22 protein-coding genes are annotated in these 19,811 nt (G+C 41.6%); all 22 read right to left on the reverse strand.

What is annotated here, in order from left to right; all coding sequences use genetic code 11:
* Positions 1-2 precede the first annotated feature (2 nt).
* Positions 3-1,055, reverse strand: coding sequence for an AI-2E family transporter (locus tag SRRS_RS13245; RefSeq protein WP_371369524.1), 1,053 nt, complete (start codon positions 1,053-1,055; stop codon positions 3-5).
* A 12-nt stretch (positions 1,056-1,067) separates the two neighbouring features.
* A complete protein-coding gene (locus SRRS_RS13250; RefSeq protein WP_371369525.1) occupies positions 1,068-1,688 on the reverse strand; it encodes an MBL fold metallo-hydrolase in 621 nt (206 codons plus the stop codon).
* Positions 1,689-1,706: 18 nt separating this feature from the next.
* Entirely contained in the window at positions 1,707-2,156 is a 450-nt protein-coding gene (gene dtd / locus SRRS_RS13255) for a D-aminoacyl-tRNA deacylase (protein WP_371369527.1), read from the reverse strand.
* Positions 2,156-4,384 carry a bifunctional (p)ppGpp synthetase/guanosine-3',5'-bis(diphosphate) 3'-pyrophosphohydrolase gene (locus SRRS_RS13260; RefSeq protein WP_371369529.1) on the reverse strand — a complete coding sequence of 743 codons (2,229 nt, stop codon included), beginning with the start codon at positions 4,382-4,384 and terminating at the stop codon, positions 2,156-2,158. Before SRRS_RS13260 ends, dtd begins: the two co-directional genes overlap by 1 nt.
* A gap of 173 nt (positions 4,385-4,557) precedes the next feature.
* Positions 4,558-5,070 (reverse strand): adenine phosphoribosyltransferase, encoded by a 513-nt coding sequence (locus SRRS_RS13265; RefSeq protein ID WP_371369822.1) that lies wholly within the window; start codon positions 5,068-5,070, stop codon positions 4,558-4,560.
* Between the two features lie 15 nt (positions 5,071-5,085).
* Complete coding sequence (gene recJ, locus SRRS_RS13270) at positions 5,086-7,137, reverse strand: single-stranded-DNA-specific exonuclease RecJ (RefSeq protein WP_371369531.1); 2,052 nt, start codon at positions 7,135-7,137, stop codon at positions 5,086-5,088.
* An 87-nt stretch (positions 7,138-7,224) separates the two neighbouring features.
* Positions 7,225-7,515, reverse strand: coding sequence for a lipopolysaccharide assembly LapA domain-containing protein (locus tag SRRS_RS13275; RefSeq protein ID WP_371369533.1), 291 nt, complete (start codon positions 7,513-7,515; stop codon positions 7,225-7,227).
* 143 nt (positions 7,516-7,658) lie between these two features.
* The gene (locus SRRS_RS13280) at positions 7,659-8,126 is read right to left on the reverse strand and encodes a DUF456 family protein (RefSeq protein ID WP_371369534.1); all 468 of its coding nucleotides are present in this window, start codon (positions 8,124-8,126) and stop codon (positions 7,659-7,661) included.
* Between the two features lie 43 nt (positions 8,127-8,169).
* Complete coding sequence (locus tag SRRS_RS13285; protein WP_371369536.1) at positions 8,170-9,198, reverse strand: hypothetical protein; 1,029 nt, start codon at positions 9,196-9,198, stop codon at positions 8,170-8,172.
* Positions 9,199-9,306: 108 nt separating this feature from the next.
* On the reverse strand, positions 9,307-10,215 hold the full coding sequence (secF, locus tag SRRS_RS13290; RefSeq protein WP_371369538.1) for a protein translocase subunit SecF: 909 nt from the start codon (positions 10,213-10,215) through the stop codon (positions 9,307-9,309).
* A 13-nt stretch (positions 10,216-10,228) separates the two neighbouring features.
* A complete protein-coding gene (gene secD / locus SRRS_RS13295) occupies positions 10,229-11,434 on the reverse strand; it encodes a protein translocase subunit SecD (RefSeq protein ID WP_371369540.1) in 1,206 nt (401 codons plus the stop codon).
* Positions 11,435-11,492: 58 nt separating this feature from the next.
* Positions 11,493-12,161 carry a phosphohydrolase gene (locus tag SRRS_RS13300; RefSeq protein ID WP_371369542.1) on the reverse strand — a complete coding sequence of 223 codons (669 nt, stop codon included), beginning with the start codon at positions 12,159-12,161 and terminating at the stop codon, positions 11,493-11,495.
* 106 nt (positions 12,162-12,267) lie between these two features.
* The gene (locus SRRS_RS13305; protein ID WP_371369544.1) at positions 12,268-12,849 is read right to left on the reverse strand and encodes a 5-formyltetrahydrofolate cyclo-ligase; all 582 of its coding nucleotides are present in this window, start codon (positions 12,847-12,849) and stop codon (positions 12,268-12,270) included.
* An 81-nt stretch (positions 12,850-12,930) separates the two neighbouring features.
* Entirely contained in the window at positions 12,931-13,224 is a 294-nt protein-coding gene (gene yajC, locus SRRS_RS13310) for a preprotein translocase subunit YajC (protein WP_371369546.1), read from the reverse strand.
* A 61-nt stretch (positions 13,225-13,285) separates the two neighbouring features.
* Positions 13,286-14,395, reverse strand: coding sequence for a tRNA guanosine(34) transglycosylase Tgt (gene tgt / locus SRRS_RS13315; RefSeq protein WP_371369548.1), 1,110 nt, complete (start codon positions 14,393-14,395; stop codon positions 13,286-13,288).
* Between the two features lie 16 nt (positions 14,396-14,411).
* Complete coding sequence (queA, locus tag SRRS_RS13320; RefSeq protein WP_371369550.1) at positions 14,412-15,431, reverse strand: tRNA preQ1(34) S-adenosylmethionine ribosyltransferase-isomerase QueA; 1,020 nt, start codon at positions 15,429-15,431, stop codon at positions 14,412-14,414.
* A gap of 22 nt (positions 15,432-15,453) precedes the next feature.
* Entirely contained in the window at positions 15,454-16,806 is a 1,353-nt protein-coding gene (locus tag SRRS_RS13325) for a SpoIID/LytB domain-containing protein (protein ID WP_371369552.1), read from the reverse strand.
* An 18-nt stretch (positions 16,807-16,824) separates the two neighbouring features.
* Positions 16,825-17,052, reverse strand: a complete 228-nt coding sequence (locus SRRS_RS13330) for a DUF2905 domain-containing protein (protein ID WP_371369554.1) — start codon at positions 17,050-17,052, stop codon at positions 16,825-16,827.
* Between the two features lie 6 nt (positions 17,053-17,058).
* The gene (locus SRRS_RS13335; RefSeq protein WP_371369556.1) at positions 17,059-17,607 is read right to left on the reverse strand and encodes an epoxyqueuosine reductase QueH; all 549 of its coding nucleotides are present in this window, start codon (positions 17,605-17,607) and stop codon (positions 17,059-17,061) included.
* A 10-nt stretch (positions 17,608-17,617) separates the two neighbouring features.
* Positions 17,618-18,643 carry a Holliday junction branch migration DNA helicase RuvB gene (gene ruvB, locus SRRS_RS13340; RefSeq protein ID WP_371369558.1) on the reverse strand — a complete coding sequence of 342 codons (1,026 nt, stop codon included), beginning with the start codon at positions 18,641-18,643 and terminating at the stop codon, positions 17,618-17,620.
* A gap of 19 nt (positions 18,644-18,662) precedes the next feature.
* The gene (gene ruvA, locus SRRS_RS13345) at positions 18,663-19,289 is read right to left on the reverse strand and encodes a Holliday junction branch migration protein RuvA (protein WP_371369560.1); all 627 of its coding nucleotides are present in this window, start codon (positions 19,287-19,289) and stop codon (positions 18,663-18,665) included.
* On the reverse strand, positions 19,273-19,779 hold the full coding sequence (gene ruvC, locus SRRS_RS13350) for a crossover junction endodeoxyribonuclease RuvC (RefSeq protein WP_371369562.1): 507 nt from the start codon (positions 19,777-19,779) through the stop codon (positions 19,273-19,275). Before ruvC ends, ruvA begins: the two co-directional genes overlap by 17 nt.
* Between the last annotated feature and the right edge of the window lie 32 nt (positions 19,780-19,811).

Below are 19,811 nucleotides of genomic sequence, written 5' to 3' on the forward strand. Positions count from 1 at the left end.
CTTCACCTATCTTTATTAACATCATCAAGATACCATAGGTGCCGGAGCAGTACTTTTAGCAATGCTGCAACCGGTACAGCCACAATCATGCCCATGATTCCGTACAACTGTCCACCAATTAGTAAACTTATAATTACTAAGATTGGATGTAAATCAATAGTATGCCCCATGATATTGGGAACAATTATGTGATTTTCAACTTGATGGATAATTATGTAAAAAACTGCAACTTTTGTTGCCAATAGTGGTGATATTAAATAAGCTAATAAAATAGCGGGTATTGCGCCAATAATTGGGCCAATTATCGGTATAGTTTCGGTTAATGCAGCCAATAGTCCTAACACCAGCGGATAATCTACTCCTAAAAAATACATACCGCTAAATACCAGCAAGCCCATTATAACACTGATAACTACTTGACCTCGAATATAATTACTGACAACGGCGCCCATTTCTTCAATGATAGTTCTAGCTGCAGCGTGAGCGGAACGGGGAAAAATCGTTACAAAACTCGCTTTAAGACTTTGCCAATCTTTTAAAAAGTAATAGGCTAAAACCGGTACGACTACCAATTCAATTACTTGTGAAGCAAAAGCAATTGATGCATTGATTGCACTTTTTACTAATCCCACAGCGTAGGAAGCGGCACTCCCTAATCCTTCTTCCACTACCGTGCGAATATTATCAGGTATATATGTAGAATATGCCTGTTTTTCAATTAGATCGGTTAAAGTCTTAATTCTCTTAGCGAGTTTAGGTAAATCTACAACAAAATTATTAAATTCATTAACAAATGGCAACAAAATAAAACTTGTTACAACGGAAAGAAGTACGCCTGCCAGCAGAAAAGTTAACAGAATAGCAATACCACGGGGTAAATAAAATTTTTTGGTACCTAAAGGTACTTTGGTCAGCAAGGTAACAATTGGGTTAAGTACAAAAGAAACCACTACTGCTACGATAATAGGCAGGTAGATGGGCGTTACCTGACTGAGAACGTAAACCCCTAAAATTAAAATGACGACCTTTATCCAAACAGCAATTGAAATAAACATAGGCTTTCTGTACTACTGTATAAAGGGATTGAGTTTACGTTCTGTGCCAATAGTCGTTGACGGACCATGTCCTGGCAAGACTTTAACATCATCGTCAAGTATCATTAGGTGTTCCTTTATTCCATTTATTAATTCACTGTATGATCCACCAGGAAAATCTGTTCGCCCAATTGACTCAGCAAACAGAGTATCACCTGCTATCAATACTTTATCTGCCAGTAAGCAAATACCACCTTGAGTATGTCCAGGTGTATGCAGAACCTTAAACTCTATAGTTCCAATAGTAATAGTATCGTTATGGCTAAGCAAACGATCGGCCTCCTGGCAAACAATCGCACCGCCAATATACATGGAAAGGTTGGCTTGGGCACTTGTCAACATATTCGCATCGCTATGATGAATTAGTACTTTTGCCCCAGTAGCCTTCTGAACAGCGTCATTGGCGGCAATATGATCGGCATGCCCATGAGTATTTATAATATACTCAACCTCCAGGTTAGCTCTATGGATTTCTGCAATTATAGATGCAGCACTTCCGCCGGGATCAATGACTCCCGCTTTTTTAGTTTGTTCACAATATACAATATAGCAATTTGTTCCCAGATTTCCTACTTCCAGTTGAATTATTTTCACTTAAATTACACTCTCCTATTAGAACAGCCGTTTACTATCTAGTAGCATTGTGACCGGCCCATGATTAGTTAAACGAATTACCATCTCAGCCTGAAATTGACCGCACGAAACATTTGCTCCCAGATCGCGGCAAAGCTTAATAAAATACTCGTAAAGCTCTATGGCGGCCTGAGGCGGCGCAGCGGCGTCAAAACTTGGACGACGGCCCTTACGGCAATCACCATATAGTGTGAATTGGGAAACAGCTAATAATTCACCATTTATATCCAAAAGAGATAAATTCATTTTCCCCGCATCATCAGGAAAAATTCGTAAATTTACAATTTTTTCCGCAAGATATTTTGCATCCTGTTCAGTGTCTTCCTGTCCTACCCCTAGAAAAACGGTTAAACCTGCTTTAGTATCGGCAATAACCTGGCCATCTACAGTAACACTGGCTTGATCGGTTAGTTGAACAACAGCTCGCATCAAAATCCTCCTAAGGTTTGGGTCGTACGATGCACAGTATATACATCCTGGATTCTACGTATTTTAGTCATAAGGTGTTCTAATTGCGTTAAGCTACCTATATCGAGATCTATGTTTATAAAGGCACTTTTATTTTTGTGCACTTTGGCATTAAGTGATGATACATTAATTTTTGAATCGGCAGCAACCATCATGATATCGGAAAGAAGGTTAGAACGGTCTGTTCCCGTAATTTCAATCGAAACTTTATATAATGTATCTCCGGGAATATCCCAGGTTACTTCAATCATGCGTTCATATTCTTCCTGGTTATTGAGTATATTGGGACAGTCTGCGCGGTGTACAGATACGCCTCTGCCTCTGGTAATATAACCAACGATACTATCACCAGGCAGTGGATTGCAGCACCTTGCCAACCTGACCATAAGCCCGGATTCACCCTTAACTAGAATACCATGACCAGACTTATTTTTAGGACGCTTAGGTTTTAGCTCCGCCAGCATGGCAGAGATATCTGGCGGTGTTGTACTTTTTAATTCCTTTTTATAAGCTTCGATTAGCTTGGTCATAACACCATGCAGTGTTACACCGCCATAGCCTAATCCTTCAAATAAGTCCTCTTCACTAGAAATATTCATTTTTTTGGCTGCTTCCATCAGGCGGTCACCTTTTGTAAGATCGCGCCATTCATAGCCGAGTTTCTTGGTTTCACGTTCAATCATTTCCCGGCCTTTAGCAATATTTTCTTCTCGTTTTTCTTTTTTGAACCATTGCCTAATTTTATTTCTGGTTTCAGAGGAGCCGACAACATTCAACCAATCACGGCTGGGACCACTACTCTGTTTTGCAGTGATTATTTCTACAATATCGCCGTTATTCAGTTTAGACTCAAGCGGAATAAGCTTACCATTTACTTTTGCACCGACACAGCGATGTCCAACATCGGTGTGAATACGATAAGCAAAGTCAAGCGGTACTGAACCGGCAGGCAAATCAATTACATCTCCACGGGGCGTAAATACAAAAACCTCATCGGCAAAAACGTCCATTTTTACTGTCTCAATGAATTCGCGCGGATCTCGTAAATCTCCATGCCATTCCAAAAGCTGCCTCAGCCAAGCCAGTTTTTGATCAGTGTCTTTATTTGCTGATCCCTTACCGCCTTCTTTATAACGCCAATGAGCGGCAATACCGTATTCAGAAATACGATGCATCTCCAGCGTCCGAATTTGGATTTCAAGCGGTTGACCGGATTGTCCGATTACCGTTGTGTGCAGCGACTGATACCCATTGGATTTAGGCATAGCAATATAATCTTTAAACCTGCCCGGTAATGGTTTCCATAACGCATGAACGATTCCTAAAGCTCCGTAGCAGTCTTTTACCGTATCAACAACAATACGGATGGCAGATAAATCATAGATTTCACTGACATCCTGCTTATGACTTTTCTTCATTTTTTTGTAGATACTATAAAAATGTTTAGGCCGGCCTTGAATTTCAGCTTTTATACCAACACTTTCCAAGCGTTCGACCATAAGGGCAATCGCATCGGTTATGATCTCTTCCCGTTCTTTTCGTTTCTGTTTAACTTGTTCAACAAGCCTATAGTATTTTTCAGGTTCTAAAAATCTAAAGGATAAGTCTTCTAATTCCCATTTAATGTTTGAAATGCCTAGCCGGTGTGCAAGCGGCGCAAATATTTCTAAAGTTTCCCTGGATATTTCTTGCTGCTTATAGGATGCCATATATTTGAGCGTACGCATATTGTGTAACCGGTCTGCAAGTTTTATCAAAACTACCCTAATATCTTTGGCCATCGCTAAAAACATTTTACGGTAGTTTTCTAACTGCTGCTCTTCTTTCGATTTATACTCAATGCGGTTTAGCTTAGTAACACCGTCGACAAGCATGGCAATTTCTTTGCCAAATTCTTTTTCAAGCATTTCTAGGGTAACATCAGTATCTTCCACCACATCATGCAATAAGCCGGCACTAATAGTAACGGCATCAATTTGCAGGTCAGCCAGTATATTGGCAACACCTAATGGATGACAAATATACTCTTCTCCTGATACTCTAAGTTGCCCCTTATGGGCATTCTGAGCCATCTGATAGGCTTTTTCGACTAGCAGCAACGGTGCATCAGATTGATTAGCGTTAATTTTCGCTAGTATATCCTCAATAGTTGGCTTGTTTTCCTTTTTTCCTTGTGCGTCACTTCCCATGATTTCACCTCTGCTTGCCGCTGCTTAATAGCTTAATTTATCAGATAACTAACTCGCTCTAAGACTTCCTCATCTCCAAGAGGGAGTCTTAGAGCGTTAAGTTCCTGGATAAGGGCGACTACCTTTCAGGTGGGGCTAAAAACCCATCTGAAAGGTAAGTCTACTTTATCGAATTAGTACTTAACTAGTGAAGTTATATCGTAACCTTCTAGGACTTTTCGGCCATTTAAAAAAGAAAGTTCAATTAAAAAAGCCAATCCCACTATTTCGCCGCCAAGCTGCTCTACCATTTTTATTGTAGCCATAGTAGTGCCGCCTGTGGCCAGTAAATCGTCAACAATAAGGACCTTACTTCCTGGTTCTATAGCATCTTTATGAATCTCTAGCGAATTTTTGCCATACTCTAATGTGTAGCCGTAACTTATTGTTTCAGCCGGCAATTTACCTGGTTTGCGAATAGGAACAAAGCCTGCTCCCAATACATAGGCCACGGGTGCTCCCACGACAAATCCTCGTGCTTCGGGGCCTATTACGACATCGACAGGCGTATCTTTATAAGTTTCTACCAGCCTATCAATAGCTACCCGAAATGCTTTTCCGTCTTTGAGTAAAGTTGTAATATCTTTAAATTGAATTCCAGGTTGAGGAAAGTCAGGCACATTTCTAATCTTTTCGCTTAGATCCATCATGAACCTCCTAAACTAAATATGTTGATTCAAGTAGTTTTCCCGTAATTTTAGACTTCTCTGAAAGGTAGCTGAATCAGTTAAATCTAGTTTCTCTTGTGGCGTAGGGGCAAGGTGAAGTTCAAACACACCTTGCATTTTTAATCCTCTTGTTAGAAGCTTCAGTTCCTCTAAAATTGTTAGTGACATATCAATAATGTTTTCTGAGAAAACAACGTTGTAACCATTAAAAATTTTGTCGGCTAGATATTGAAGCGTTACACTGGTTTTTCCTGACTGACAGAGTTTTTTTATGGTTAAGTACACTAAACCGACACTTTTGCGGTCTGGTGCAATGTCATCCAGGTCTTTTTTTATGTTTCTGCTTAAGGATCGGCGCACGTCATGCGCCGAAAGCTGCAAGTTTTTTTGCCCTTGCCATTCATTATATTTAGGCACAAATACCAAATCTATATTGTCTTTACAACTAAGGTTGTCAGATAACTCACCCATGTTCCAGGCTATTACATCACTAACCCCAGTATTTTTCAATTTCAGCTTCAAATGACGGCTTTGCTGTCCCACAAGCTTCTTTTCTCGTAGCGGCACATCGTGGCAGGCAAATATGGGACTAGGATTGCCAAACCCATATGGCTCCAAACAGGCTAATTGCTCGACAAATGCTGTACAGATACTTTCAAGCGGTAAAACTGAGTCGATTGTAAGTACAGGCACATAATCCGCTTCCGATAAGGTGTTCGCAGCAAGAGTATTTAGCCGATCTCTAAGGAGCGGGATATCTTGTTCCGGTATCGTAAGACCTGCGGCCTGACGATGGCCACCAAATTGCGTTAAGAGGTCAGAGCAAGCGGCCAATGCTTCATAAATATTGAAGGCAGGTATACTGCGGCAGGAACCTTTACCATAGCCATCGCGAACACTAATCATTATTACCGGTTTATAGTATTTATCAACTAAACGGGAAGCCACAATACCAATTACACCTGAATGCCAATCTTCTCCTGACAACACTAAGACTTTCGCAGCATTGATGTCAATTTTTTCTAATTGCTCTTCCGCTTTCGCTAAAATTAATTTTTCTATCGCTTGGCGAGCTGAATTTTCTTCATCTAAAAGACTAGCTAACTGCTGTGCGTATTCCGGGTCATTCGTGATTAACAGTTCTACCCCAGCCGTCGCCCTGCTGACACGTCCTACTGCATTCAGGCGTGGTGCAATAGCAAAGCCGACATTACCACTATCAATATTTTTACCATGTAGTCCACAGACTTCTATTAAAGCTTTGAGTCCAGGATTTTCTGTTTTAGTAAGCCGTTCAAGCCCTAGTTTTACTAATATCCGGTTTTCGCCGGTAAGCGGTACAATATCGGCGATTGTACCAATAGCAACAATATCAAGATAGTCAAGAAAAATTGTTTCTGTTCCGTAATAGTGCTGCCATAAAGCCTGGCACAATTTAAAAGCAACACCAACTCCTGCTAAATTTTTTTCAAGATAGGTGCAGCCAGATTGTTTCGGGTTAATAATCGCCAAAGCTGAGGGTAATTCCGGTGGTGGTTGATGATGGTCGGTTATGATAACGTCAAGCAGCTCTTTTACTGTTTTTATTTCGCTCACGGCACTAATACCACAGTCAACAGTAATAAGTAATTTGGTTCCTGTTTTAATAAGGCTGTCAAGAGCCTCAATATTAAGACCATATCCTTCCGTTTGCCTGTCAGGAATATAAAATGCGACATTAGCTCCAATACGGGTTAGTGTTTTATAAAGCGTAGCGCAGGCTGTAATTCCATCTACATCATAATCGCCGTACACCGTTATTTTTTCGCTATTTTCAATAGCCTTAACAATTCTCGCGACCGCGATTCTCATGTCTTTAAGATCGTAAGGATTTGCAATATGGTCGGCACCGGCATGCAAAAATTCAGAAACTTTCTGTTCATCCGTAAGACCGCGGTTTATCAATGTCTGCGCAATATATTCTGATATGTTAAGTTTTTGGCTAAGTTCAAGTGCCAATTCATGTTTGACCGGAAAGAGTTTCCATGCTTTTTGCCGCCGAGCCATGAGTTTACATACCTCCGTAACCTTGTACTAGATAATTGTAGTATACAGTGTAACATTTTGCAACTTTGGCTGGATTTTTCTTAGTTTTTATGTATTTTGTTGCATGATATCTTGTTTTTCCTTTAATTCACGTAGTTCAGCTTCTAGTTCTTGATGTGATGTTCTTATTTTATGTAGACTTCTTTTAAGTTTAAATTGAACAAGCAAAGCGATTGATAGAATGGTCATAGCACCAAAAATAGCAGAACCTAATATAATGAAAACAAGTGAAGTTTGGAAGCCCCATGCTAAGAAGGTTACAGTGACCGGCAAAGAATTTTGCACCGCAAAGATAGCCACTAATAAAGTAAACATAAATGCAAACAGCAAGTTAATCATTATTATCACATCCATAAAACATATATCTGGGTTAATATTCTCGCAAAAACTTGAGTTTTCCTTTAAAAATTTGACTATATTACCAAATAAACTACCAAAATAACGTAAAAAACAGGCAGAATGCCTGTTAATTTACAAATTTGTTATATAAATATATACACGTGCACAAGTATGATCATAACTATTCCACACATTATTCTGATTAACGCAACTCCGGCTAAACGGGTAAGTACTTTGACTATAGTATTACTACGTGGCAAAAGTGTCTTACCGGCAAGTAACTCCCAAACTATGAGTCCCCAAAGAGGTCCAAATAATGCATTAGTTGCAACCACTCCTCCAATATGACTGATGGAGCTGTTAACGCTAAACACTCTTGAAACTGAATAGTCTTTCGTTAAGTATATTCTCAGCATTCTGCCACCTAATTCGGCTGCTACAGAAATACTTATTAATACAACAATAATTGGTGTACTGAAAGTCGAAAAACCGGTAAATATACCGTAAATTGCAATACCTAGTAAGATGAGCAATGTTCCGGGCATTTTTATTGATACTGTGCATAGAAGGCCTGCCACCATAATAAGTGTTACTAAAAATTTAACCAACAAAAGTTATTTACCCCGTTTCTTACCAATTTAACTGTTGGTAGTATTATTGTGACTTATTACAGCCATGTTTATGTAGAGAATATGCCACGAAGACAACGAAAGCAATCATTGTTAGACCGGTGCCGCTCATCAGCATAAGGATTACTTCTAAATCAATAAAACTGCCACCCCATACTAACATTACTGATAATGTCAAAGCTTGCCAAAAGCTTAAGCCGGTAATTACACTAAGCTGCTTGGCGTTGACTAGCATCGCCGGAACCATCGTGTTTATTAAAACACATAGCAAACTGCCGTTAAATCCGAAAGCAAACCATGAGTCAAATACTCGATTGGCAATAACCGGCAGCGGCATAATCGCATTTGTTCCGCTTGTTAAGGATAGATGAGCTAACAGCAAAGTAAAAGAACCCTCAAAGAATTTGGCAAGTACCGCCAAGTATACCCCCTTATAATTTCGATCTGCTAGATAAGTGCCTGCTTCTACCACTAATGCTGAACGCATACCACCGGCGTTATAGCCGATAAGTGCAAGTACTAACGGCCAACTGATATAATCAAAAGAAAACAAATTTATAGAAGGTATTATCGCAGACGTATCTGATTGCAAAACTAACATTATAGCGGTCGCCGGAATAAACAGAAGCGCCACATAGTTAGATATCTGTAATAATTCCCGACCGTAGCCGGCTGCCAACAATGAGCAGGATATTATACAAACAGGAACGGCACATAAATAGGGAATTCCAGTAAGATTATTAAGCATATGGCCAGCAAAATAGCCACCGGTCAATGAGCTGGCAGGTACTGAGACCGCTAAAACGGCCAGCGCTAGCAGCATTTTACCCTGGTTACCAAATAACCTTTTTACCACAACCGCCAACTCACGTCCGCTTTTTGCACCTATCCAGGCCGATGTTCCCGCTACCACTGAACCAAATATTACATAGGATAAGAAGACTGTAGCATAAATGCCGTTTCCAATTAATGAAGCCATGGCCGGAACAACAGCTACATTATCACCAGCAATATGCAAAATCGCCAACGACAACGCCGGTAGTATAACTCCCAAATGCATCGCCCCCTGCCTTGCTTATATGATATGCTGCAGGGCCATAATGGTGCAAAAAAGCCTGCAGCAGTGAAATCACTGCTGCAGGCCCGATGTAACCGTTCGCTATTATTTAGCGCCTTTTGTCTTGAGCTCAAGACGCCGCCGGTCTTCATATAGCTTCCAGGAAACCCAGATCTGACTGGAATTAAATATCGCAGAGTAGGCACCGCTGGTAAAACCAATCAAAAGCGCCAGCGAGAAGTTCTTCGTAGTCTCTCCGCCAAACAAATAGATCGATCCTGTTGCAAACAGCACCGTAGACACGGTATAAATCGAGCGGGTCATGGTCTGCCAGATGCTGCGGTTGACAAGATCTTCAAGACCATCTGCTTTTTTATACGTTCTCAGGTTTTCGCGTATACGGTCAAAAATAACAATTGAATCGTTAATCGAATAACCGACAATTGTCAAAATAGCAGCAACAAAGGAAGCGTCAATCTCCTTTTGCAGAATTGAAAACAAACCCAACACAATCAAAACATCGTGAAGTAGTGCTGCAATCCCAGAAACAGCAAATTTAAATTCAAAGCGATAGGTTAGATAGGCAACTATGAGCGCCCAAGAGATTAAGAGCGCAAAAAATGCCTGTTGGGTAAGCTCTGAACCAATAATGGCTCCAACCTTTTCAACCCTGAGCAATTCAAAAGCACCCAGTTTGGTCTCAAAACCTGTAAGTACCGTCCGTCGTTCATCTTCATTGAGCACGTGGGTACGTATGAATACGTTAGGTGACCTTTCTTCCTGACCGGTCAGAGCCAACTGAATGGTACTGCCTTCTAATTGATAATCCTTGAGTACGTCGCGGACCTCCGCAACTGTGACCGGGCGAGCAAATTTAAGGTCAAGCAAAGTGCCCCCGGTAAAATCAATGCCTAGATTAAAGCCTTGAGTCATCATAGAGATCAGGCCGGGGATTAGGATGAGCGCTGAGAGTATAAACCACCATTTACGTCTACCGACAACATCGAATTTCATGTCCTTTTCCCCCCTAAACCCCAAAAAACTTGCTATTTTTAATTACATTGGAATGAATGAGCATTTTTAATATAAATCTGGTAGCTGTAACGGCGGTAAACAAACTTAAAATTATCCCTAACCCCAAAGTTACTGCAAAGCCTTTAATAGGTCCTGTACCTAGAAAAAACAGTACTGCAGCTGCAATGACATGAGTCGCATTTGTATCTACTATGGTGGCAAATGCACGGCTAAATCCGGCGTCCATGGCAGCCCGCAGCGTTTTTCCGCTACGGATTTCTTCTTTAAACCGTTCGAAGATGAGTACGTTAGCATCAACGGCCATACCAATAGACAGGATTATCCCGGCAATACCTGGCAAGGTTAACGTCGCATTAAGCAATTTTAAACCAAATAACAGCAACATTACATACAAAATCAACGAGACATTGGCCACAAAGCCCGAAAGCCGATAGAAAAGCAGCATAAAGGTAACAACGCAAGCAATACCTATGACAAATGCATGCATACTCTTTGCTTTAGAATCTTCGCCTAAAGACGGACCAACCGTTCTCGTTTCCAAGACATCAAGTTTAACCGGCAAAGCACCAGACCGTAAAAGAATAGCAAGTCTTTCTGCTTCTTCCATAGAACGGTTACCGGTGATAACTGCTTTACCATTAGGAATTGGTTCGTTTACAACCGGATTAGTCAGCATCTGCTTGTCCAACAGTATGGCAATATGTTTGCCAACGCTTCTGGCAGTCAGATCAGCAAATTTCTTCGTGCCTTCGCTGGTAAATTCGATGGATACAAGTTTTTGCCCACTTTGATCCGCTTGCGCCTTGGCATCTTTTAAGTCTTTACCTGTCAGTACAACATTTCCACTCTCATCCTGAAACTCCATCAGAGCGGTTCTTCCCAGCATTTCAATTGCTTTTTCCGGGTCTTTTACTCCAGGGAGTTCCACAATTACCCTGCGTTCCCCTTGACGTTGAACTATTGGTTCGGTAAGACCAAGTTCGTTAATCCGGCGTTCAATAATATGAACAACCCGCTGCATGGCGTCGTCATTGACTTTAGATTCCGGAGTATCGGAAGCCTCCAGAACTACATGAGTACCGCCCTGTAAATCAAGCCCCTGTTTGATGGACAAAGCTAAGGGCAGCATGTAATAACCTGCGACAGCGAGAATTGCCAGAACAACAACCAAAAATTTGGTTAAATTCTCCCACCTCAACTACATTTCCTCCATTCTTACTCTATACATTTTTGCTCATAAAGTATTTATTCTGCAACTAGAGCAATTCATAGTCATTAATCACTAATTTAAAGGAGCAATCTAAAAATTCTGCTGCCCGACGGCACATAACCATACGCAGCAAGAAAATTTCAAAGTATTCCATGACAGGGCAAATTTTAGTGTCAATAGTGACTGCCAGTGTTATAGTGCGTGAAGTCTTATCAACTAATAGTTTGCTACTTTCGGCAGCATAATTTACCCTGTCATGAATCTCAAACTTAGCAAAATCACGGTTAGTGACCCGTGCACGATGAACATCTGATTTATCTGCTAATATTAGCGCTGCCGCTACTTGGTTAACAGCATTTCCCCGTTCTTCCTCATGGTTACCGATAGCTGAAATTACGAGGGCAATTTCTTCTGGCGGCATCTGCATGCGGGTTAAAATGTCAAAAGCCATGACAGCACCGAAGCCGCCATGATTAAACCTGTTAATCATATTTGCAATATCGTGTAAGTAACCGGCTATTGCCGCAATCTCACAATCACGTGCGGGATATTCTAACTCCTGCAATACTTTGTAGGCCAAAGCCGAAACAATTCCAGCATGTCTAAGTCCATGTTCCGTAAAGCCTAAGTGGCCCAGATATTCGGTACTCCGTGTGAGATAAACCTGTACTTCGTGATCTACTTTTAACTGCGCGATAGTAACAGTCTGTGACATTGACTAATCCTCCATCTATCTAAAAATCAGCCCTTGTCTGCCAAATATCATGGAGCCTTATCGGTTAGGCAGAATGCAGGCAAAATGCAACTAATTACATTTTGCCTTACTTGCAAGTAAATATGCCATTTTCGGTAATTAAATAATTTACTGGACGATCATGAGGAGCAGTCGGTACCGAATCAAGGATTTGAGCCGACCAAGCTGCGCCAATTAGTTTAGCATTGTTTGCTTTTGGTAAAAAGCGGTCATAATAACCAGCACCCATTCCCAACCGGCGTCCATCTTTGGCAAAAGCTACTCCTGGAACAATAATGAGGTCAAGTTCGCTTGGTTCTAGCAGTCTTAGGGTGTTTGGATTAGGTACCAGAAGGTTAAATTGTCCCACAATCAAATCATCTAGATTAGAGATAATAGCAGCATCCATTAACCCTCTAATTTCACGCATATGCGGTACGCAAATAGTTTTACCCGCAGCAAGTGCATGCACGATAACTTTTTCCAAATGAGGTTCATCAGGCATTGCCAGATACAGCATAATTTTTTTAGCATTTTGATATACCGGCCAAGAGCATAGATGCTCTGCAATACGATCGCTTCCGGAGGCAACTTCCTCTAGGGTCATGTCCCGTCTAACAGCTAAAATACTTTTACGCAAATCTTTTTTGGCTTGTTTATTACCTTCCATGATGTTTCCCCCTCCCCTTAATAAAAGACTTGGTTTTTATACCAAGTCCTCAGGACGACACCATAAATAAAGGTGACATTATTAGGATTTGGGTTGATTTTGTAAGTGGCTCACAGCAGAACGGGATACGTCAACTTCCACTTTATCGGCGATCTTAATGGTTACCACTTTTTCACTTATTGCAGTGATAGTACCATATAATCCACCGATAGTAACAACTCGCTCACCTTTTTTTAGATTATTCAAAAGTTCCTGGCGGCGTTGTTGTTCTTTTTTCTGCGGACGATATAGTAAAAAATAGAAAATTACGCCCATTAATACAATCGGCCACGAAGCTTGAATGGCTTGCATTACTTCGGGTGAAAACTCTGGCATTATTCAATCACCTCCTGTTACTTTAGCAATATATTCCACACGCTTTCTTTAATTCCTCTTATTATTTACGATAATGAGCCCGAAACTCTTCCCGAAAATCTAAAAAGCGGTCTTCAAGAATGGATTTACGCATTTCTTTCATAAAGTTAAGTAAGAAATGCAGATTATGGGTAGTCGTCAGCCGCAGTCCAAATATCTCTTCTGTTTTTAGTAAGTGCCTGATATAGGCACGAGAGAAATTCCGGCAGGTATAACAATTGCAATCAGGGTCAATAGGACGGAAATCCCGGGCAAACTCGGCATTTTTTACAACTAGACGACCACGGCTTGTCATAACAGTACCGTTACGGGCTACTCTTGTTGGGAAAACACAGTCAAACATATCAATACCATACATTACACCCTCAACCAAGCAATCAGGAGTACCTACCCCCATTAAATAGCGGGGTTTGTTATCCGGCAGCAACGGCACAGTGTGTTCAAGCATCTCGTACATAAGGGATTTGGGTTCACCGACACTAAGACCGCCAACAGCATAGCCAGGGAAATCAAGGGCAACAAGGTCCTTAGCACTCATAGCTCGCAGGTCTTTATACATACCCCCCTGAACAATTCCAAACAAGGCCTGATCTTTGCGGGTATGCGCCTTTTTACAACGCTCGGCCCAGCGAGTTGTGCGCTCGGTGGATTGTCTGGCATATTCATGGTCCGCCGGATAAGGAACACATTCATCAAAAGCCATAATGATATCTGCACCTAATGCCATTTGTACCTCTGTAGCCTTTTCCGGAGATAAAAAGTGTTTAGATCCGTCAATGTGCGAGCGAAAGGTAACTCCATCTTCCGTAATTTTACGTAAGGGGCCTAAACTGAATACTTGGAATCCGCCACTATCGGTCAAAATTCCCCTGTCCCATTGCATAAATTTGTGGAGTCCCCCGGCTTCGGCTACCAAATCATGGCCTGGACGTAAATATAGATGGTAAGTGTTACTTAAAATTATTCCTGCCCCCATAGCTTTTAGCTCATCCGGCGACATAGCTTTTACTGTGGCCTGGGTACCGACAGGCATAAAAATAGGTGTGTCAAACACGCCATGCGGCGTATAGATCCGGCCCACCCTTGCCCCTGTTTTTGAGCAGCGTTTAATAAGTTCATATGTAATAGCCAACAATTACACCTCCATTTTAAACAATAAGCATGGCATCACCAAAACTGAAAAAACGATAGCGTTCTTCGATCGCCTGCTGATAGGCACTAAAAATAAGTTCCCGGTCAGCCAAGGCACTAATTAACATCAGTAAAGTTGATTTGGGCAGATGAAAATTTGTAATAAGCGCTTTTACGATTTTAAATTCATAGCCAGGGTAAATAAAAATTTCGGTCCAGCCGCTTTTCGCTTCCAAAATTCCATTCGTTCCCGCAGATTCTAGTGTGCGTACCGCCGTAGTACCTACAGCAATAACCCTGTTTCCGGCAGCAAGAGTTTTGTTTACGATGGCTGCTGTTTCTTCCGGCACTGAATAGTATTCACGATGCATAACGTGCTCTAAAATATTTTCTGCAGTTACCGGACGAAAAGTTCCTAATCCGACATGTAATGTAACAAAAGCCAGGTTAACTCCCATTTTCTCAATATTTTCCATGAGATTACGGGTAAAGTGAAGCCCGGCGGTGGGGGCTGCAGCTGATCCCCGCTCCCGGGCGTATACAGTCTGATAACGCTCTTTGTCAGATAATTGAGCCTTAATATAAGGAGGTAATGGCGTTTCTCCTAGCGCATCAAGAATTTCTTCAAATATTCCCTGGTAGGAAAATCGGACCACGCGGCCACCGAAATCGGTGGTATCAATTACTTCACAACGTAATTTCTCACTAAACTCAATAACGGTTCCCGGTCTGGCTCTTTTTCCGGGTTTAACCAGGACTTCCCAATCATCTTTGGTTGTACGGTTTAGCAAAAATACCTCTACCTTGCCACCTGTTTCCGGTTTAAATCCTAAAAGCCTCGCAGGTATAACCCGCGTATCATTAAAAACCAGGGTATCCCCTGGTTGTAAAAATTGTGGTAAATTATAGAACTTTTTATGTTCAATCGAACCGGTTTTTCTGTCAAGCACCAGCAGCCGGGATTGGTCTCTCGGTTCTATCGGCTGCTGAGCTATCAGTTCCTCAGGTAAATAATAATCAAAATCTGAAACCAGCATGTAACTCCCTCTTTATGGCCTACTAGTAGGCTTTTTTTATTTCTATACCTTGGTAGTAGTGTTTCAATATCTCTTTAAAATATTCGGTACTGCCTGTTGGTGATTTTTCAGCCATAGCCTTGGCTCCCCACTGGGATAATCCTAATCCATGTCCCCAGCCTGAGCCATTAATTACTAATAGATCGGCTGGTTCCCCGGTAACCAGATGAGTATTGGGATTATCCAGAGTTGGTAAAGCAAACGAAATTTGCGGCTGTGACAGCTTTTTCTCAGTACTGGCTAGAACTGGTTTGGCAAATTCATTGGATATCACAGATATATCAAACAAGGTACTTTTTAAATCCAACATACTTCGAAATTTCGTCCCGGAAATTTCGATATTGCCACTAGTTCCCAGCAGTCGAATTGTCTTAACCCGACCCGACACACCACGATCACTGCTGATAATAGGTGGAGCAGCGAGCGGAGATAATTCAATCGCTTTGAGAGCGCCGATATTGTAGCCGGCTTTAATTACAGCCTGATTAAGTTCGGCTAAAGTCAGCTTTTTTTCCCATTTAAAATAAGGGCAATTTTGGTCATAGTCAGTAACTCCCCGCAGGTAAGGCTGCGATGTTTGCCAGACATTTTCACTGTTTTCAGTATAGCCGCCGGAACTGCTGTGAAAATAGGCTGTAATTAGTTTGCCATTATGAAGCAGCACCAAACCCCTTGTATCGTTTACCGCTTCCAAAGATCTGGGAGCTTCACTCTCCCGGCCGCCATATACTTGGCAATCGGTAGTTGCACACACATCAAAACCATCGGCTTTATGTTTATTATAATTAGCCAATGCATAGGTTCGTGCAGCTACCGCCTGAGCTTTTACCGCTTCCATTGGCCACTCGGGAGAAATCTCATTTTTTATTATACCGTATAGATATTGTTCGATAGGCAGCGTGTTAACAACGGTCATACCTGCCTTACCCATAGTGCGATGAATACCTATATCACCGCGATAGCGCCGCTTATTAACATGTATATATTGTTCAATATATACCATAACGTCATCTTTTTTTTGAACAACGTTTATCCCTGTAGCTGCTACCGGCAGGTCATTAATAGTAAAGCCACTATCGTTTACGGAAATTGTTACTGCTTCATAGGAACGAAAGCTTCCTAACAGCGTATTTGTTCCAGCAGCAACAAGGTCAAAGGTAGAGTCTGCTGAAATGTGAACAGTTTGTTGATTGCTCAAAATTCCTACACGAAGAGTTGGCTCAAGACTAGAAGCACCTTCAAGTGTTACAGGCGTCGTAGCTTGTCCGGATATTGGAGTGAAAATAATTAACAGACTAGCAGCCAGCAGTAACCATTTTAGCATATATTTATGCACTAGCATACCTCCGGTGTCTTATTTTCTTGATAATAAGTTTAATAGTATCGTTAGTACGATACTTAAAATAATTGATGTAACTATTGGAAAATGGAAGCTAAAGTTACCTTTTTCCAAATGTATGTCACCCGGAAGCCGGCCTAAACTTAGAAACTTACCCCCAAAATGGAATACTGCTCCGGCAATCAATAAAATTAAGCCAATTAGCATTAGCAGCTTACCAAATGAGTCGAATCCCCCAAGCATTCAGTCTTACCCCTTCCGTGGTTTATAATAACGGTCTCTTTCGCTAAAAACACAGCCACAATAAGGCTGACGATACATTTCTAATTCTCTGCTTATTTTGACGCCTTCCTGCCAGCCAGGTCGAAAATCAATATAGCAAAATTTTACGTCAGCAGCATCTGCGGCTGCTGCGGCTGATTCTTTTATTAAATCGTGCTGCTGATAGGGACTGACTAATAATGTGGTACTAAAACAATCAAACCCATTTTCTTTTGCATACTGTGCTGTTTGCTGCATACGAATATCATAGCAGTTACGGCAACGTCCGCCAGGAGCTGTTAATGCTTGCTGCAAAAAAGCTTCTAAAGTATAACTTTCATCAATTATCAGGTTTTTAAGCCCTATTCTTTCTGCGAATTCTTTAAGAGTGTCTAACCGTCTGGCGAATTCTTTATACGGGTGAATGTTAGGATTATAAAAATATCCGGTAATTTCATATTCCGGATACTTTTCCAGCAAATGCTTTACCGGAAAAACAGAACATGGGCCGCAGCATACGTGTAAGAGCATGCGCATCGTAAGTCACCTACCACAATTTTTCTTGAGTATCGGCTTTGTCTTTGTACAGTATGTTAAGATGAGAATAAGCAGCGGGAGTAGCTACTCGACCGCGGGGTGTCCGGGCTATAAAACCCATTTGCAATAGAAACGGTTCGTAAACATCCTCAATAGTTTCTGTTTCTTCACTAATAGAGGCAGCCAGAGTATCAAGGCCAACAGGACCACCGTTAAATTTTTTGATAATGGCAGTAAGCATACTTCTGTCGGTTTTGTCCAGCCCGCGTTTATCTACTTCCAACAGGGCTAATGCTTTATCGGCAATAGTATCGGTAATGATGCCGTCACTTGTCACCTGGGCAAAATCCCGTACCCGCTTTAACAGGCGGTTGGCAATGCGCGGTGTTCCTCTTGACCTTCTGGCGATCTCAAGGGCGCCGCGGGGTTCGATATCAACCTTTAAAATCTCAGCTGCTCTGTTAACGATACACTCTAAATGCTCTGTTTCATAATATTCGAGACGACAAATGACCCCGAAACGGTCTCTAAGCGGAGCTGCCAATGCACCGGCTTTGGTTGTCGCTCCGACCAAAGTGAATTTAGGTAAATCCAAGCGAATGGAACGGGCAGATGGCCCTTTGCCAATTATAATATCAAGCGCATAGTCCTCCATCGCCGAATATAATACTTCTTCGACAGCTCGGGATAAGCGATGAATTTCATCAATAAACAATACATCTTTTTCGCCAAGGTTAGTTAACAATGAGGCTAAATCACCCGGGCGCTCAATTGCCGGGCCTGAAGTAATCCGAAAGCTAACGCCAAGCTCATTCGCAATAATTCCAGCTAATGTAGTTTTGCCCAATCCTGGCGGGCCATATAACAATACATGATCTAGCGCTTCATTACGGGCAAGTGCAGCCTGGACGAAAATAGACAGGTTATTTTTTACTTGATCTTGTCCGATATATTCAACCAGACGGCGAGGCCGCAGGCTATATTGCCATGAATCAACGTCCTGCTCATCTGGTGCCAAAACTCGTTGTTCTTCCACCAGTTAAATCTCCTCCTAATTACCTCCGGCCAAATTCTTTTAATGTAAACCGAATTAGTTGCTCTACTGACAGTTCTTTTTGTGTTTTGCTCTCCCGTTCAAAGACTTTTTTAATAACCGGAGTAATTTCAGCATTGTTATATCCCAGAGCAGCAAGCGCTAGTATGGCTTCTTGCATAACGTTTCCAAGCCCCGTTGTATCTGGTGATAGTTGCCCAGAGTCGGTACTAGCAAAATCAGTACTGGTAATACCGATTTTATCTTTTAGTTCCAGGATAATTCTCTCAGCTGTTTTCTTACCGATGCCGGGCAATTTAGTCAACATTGCGGCATTATTTGCGCCGACAGCTGAACGAAAATTCTGCGGTGTAATGGCAGAAAGAACTCCCGCAGCTACTTTTGGTCCGATTCCTGCCACTGAGATGAGACTCAAAAATAATTCGTATTCTTCCTTGGTATAAAAACCATGCAAGGTTAGAGCGTCCTCGCGAACATTAAGATATGTAAATAATGTTGCCGGTTGACCGATTGCTAACTTCTGACGAGTAGAGTTTGGTATAAAAACCCGATAACCAATACCTTGTACATCAACAAAGCAATAGTCGGTAAATAAATGAGTAACTATTCCCTTAACATAACCTATCATTCGATACCCTCATTTTATTTATACTTCCGCAATGCACGGTGCAAATTGCTACAGCTAAAGCATCTGCGGCATCATCAGGATGCGGTTTGTTTGGTAAATTTAAAAGTCGTTGCGTCATGTAGATAACTTGTTCTTTAGTTGCTTTGCCATAACCGGTAACTGCCTGTTTCACCTGTAGCGGTGTAAATTCTGCCAGCCGAAGGTCATTTTGGGCTGCAGTCAAAAGAACAACACCTCTGGCTTGTCCTACAGCCATAACCGTGCGTACATTTTTATTCATAAACAACAGCTCTACGCCCATAATATCCGGAGTATATAGTTTTATAAGACGATCAATCTCCTGATGTATCTTTTTTAGCCGCATAGCTGCTTCCATGTCGGGTGTAGTTTCTATAACACCGTACGCTAGCGCCTTTAATCTGCTTCCTTGTGCTTCGACCAATCCATAACCACATATTGCTGTGCCGGGGTCGATTCCTAATGCTATCATGTGCTGCCCCCTTTACAGCCTACATTCGACGG

It is taken from the genome of Sporomusa rhizae, from assembly GCF_041428845.1.
In the GTDB taxonomy this organism is placed as follows: domain Bacteria; phylum Bacillota; class Negativicutes; order Sporomusales; family Sporomusaceae; genus Sporomusa; species Sporomusa rhizae.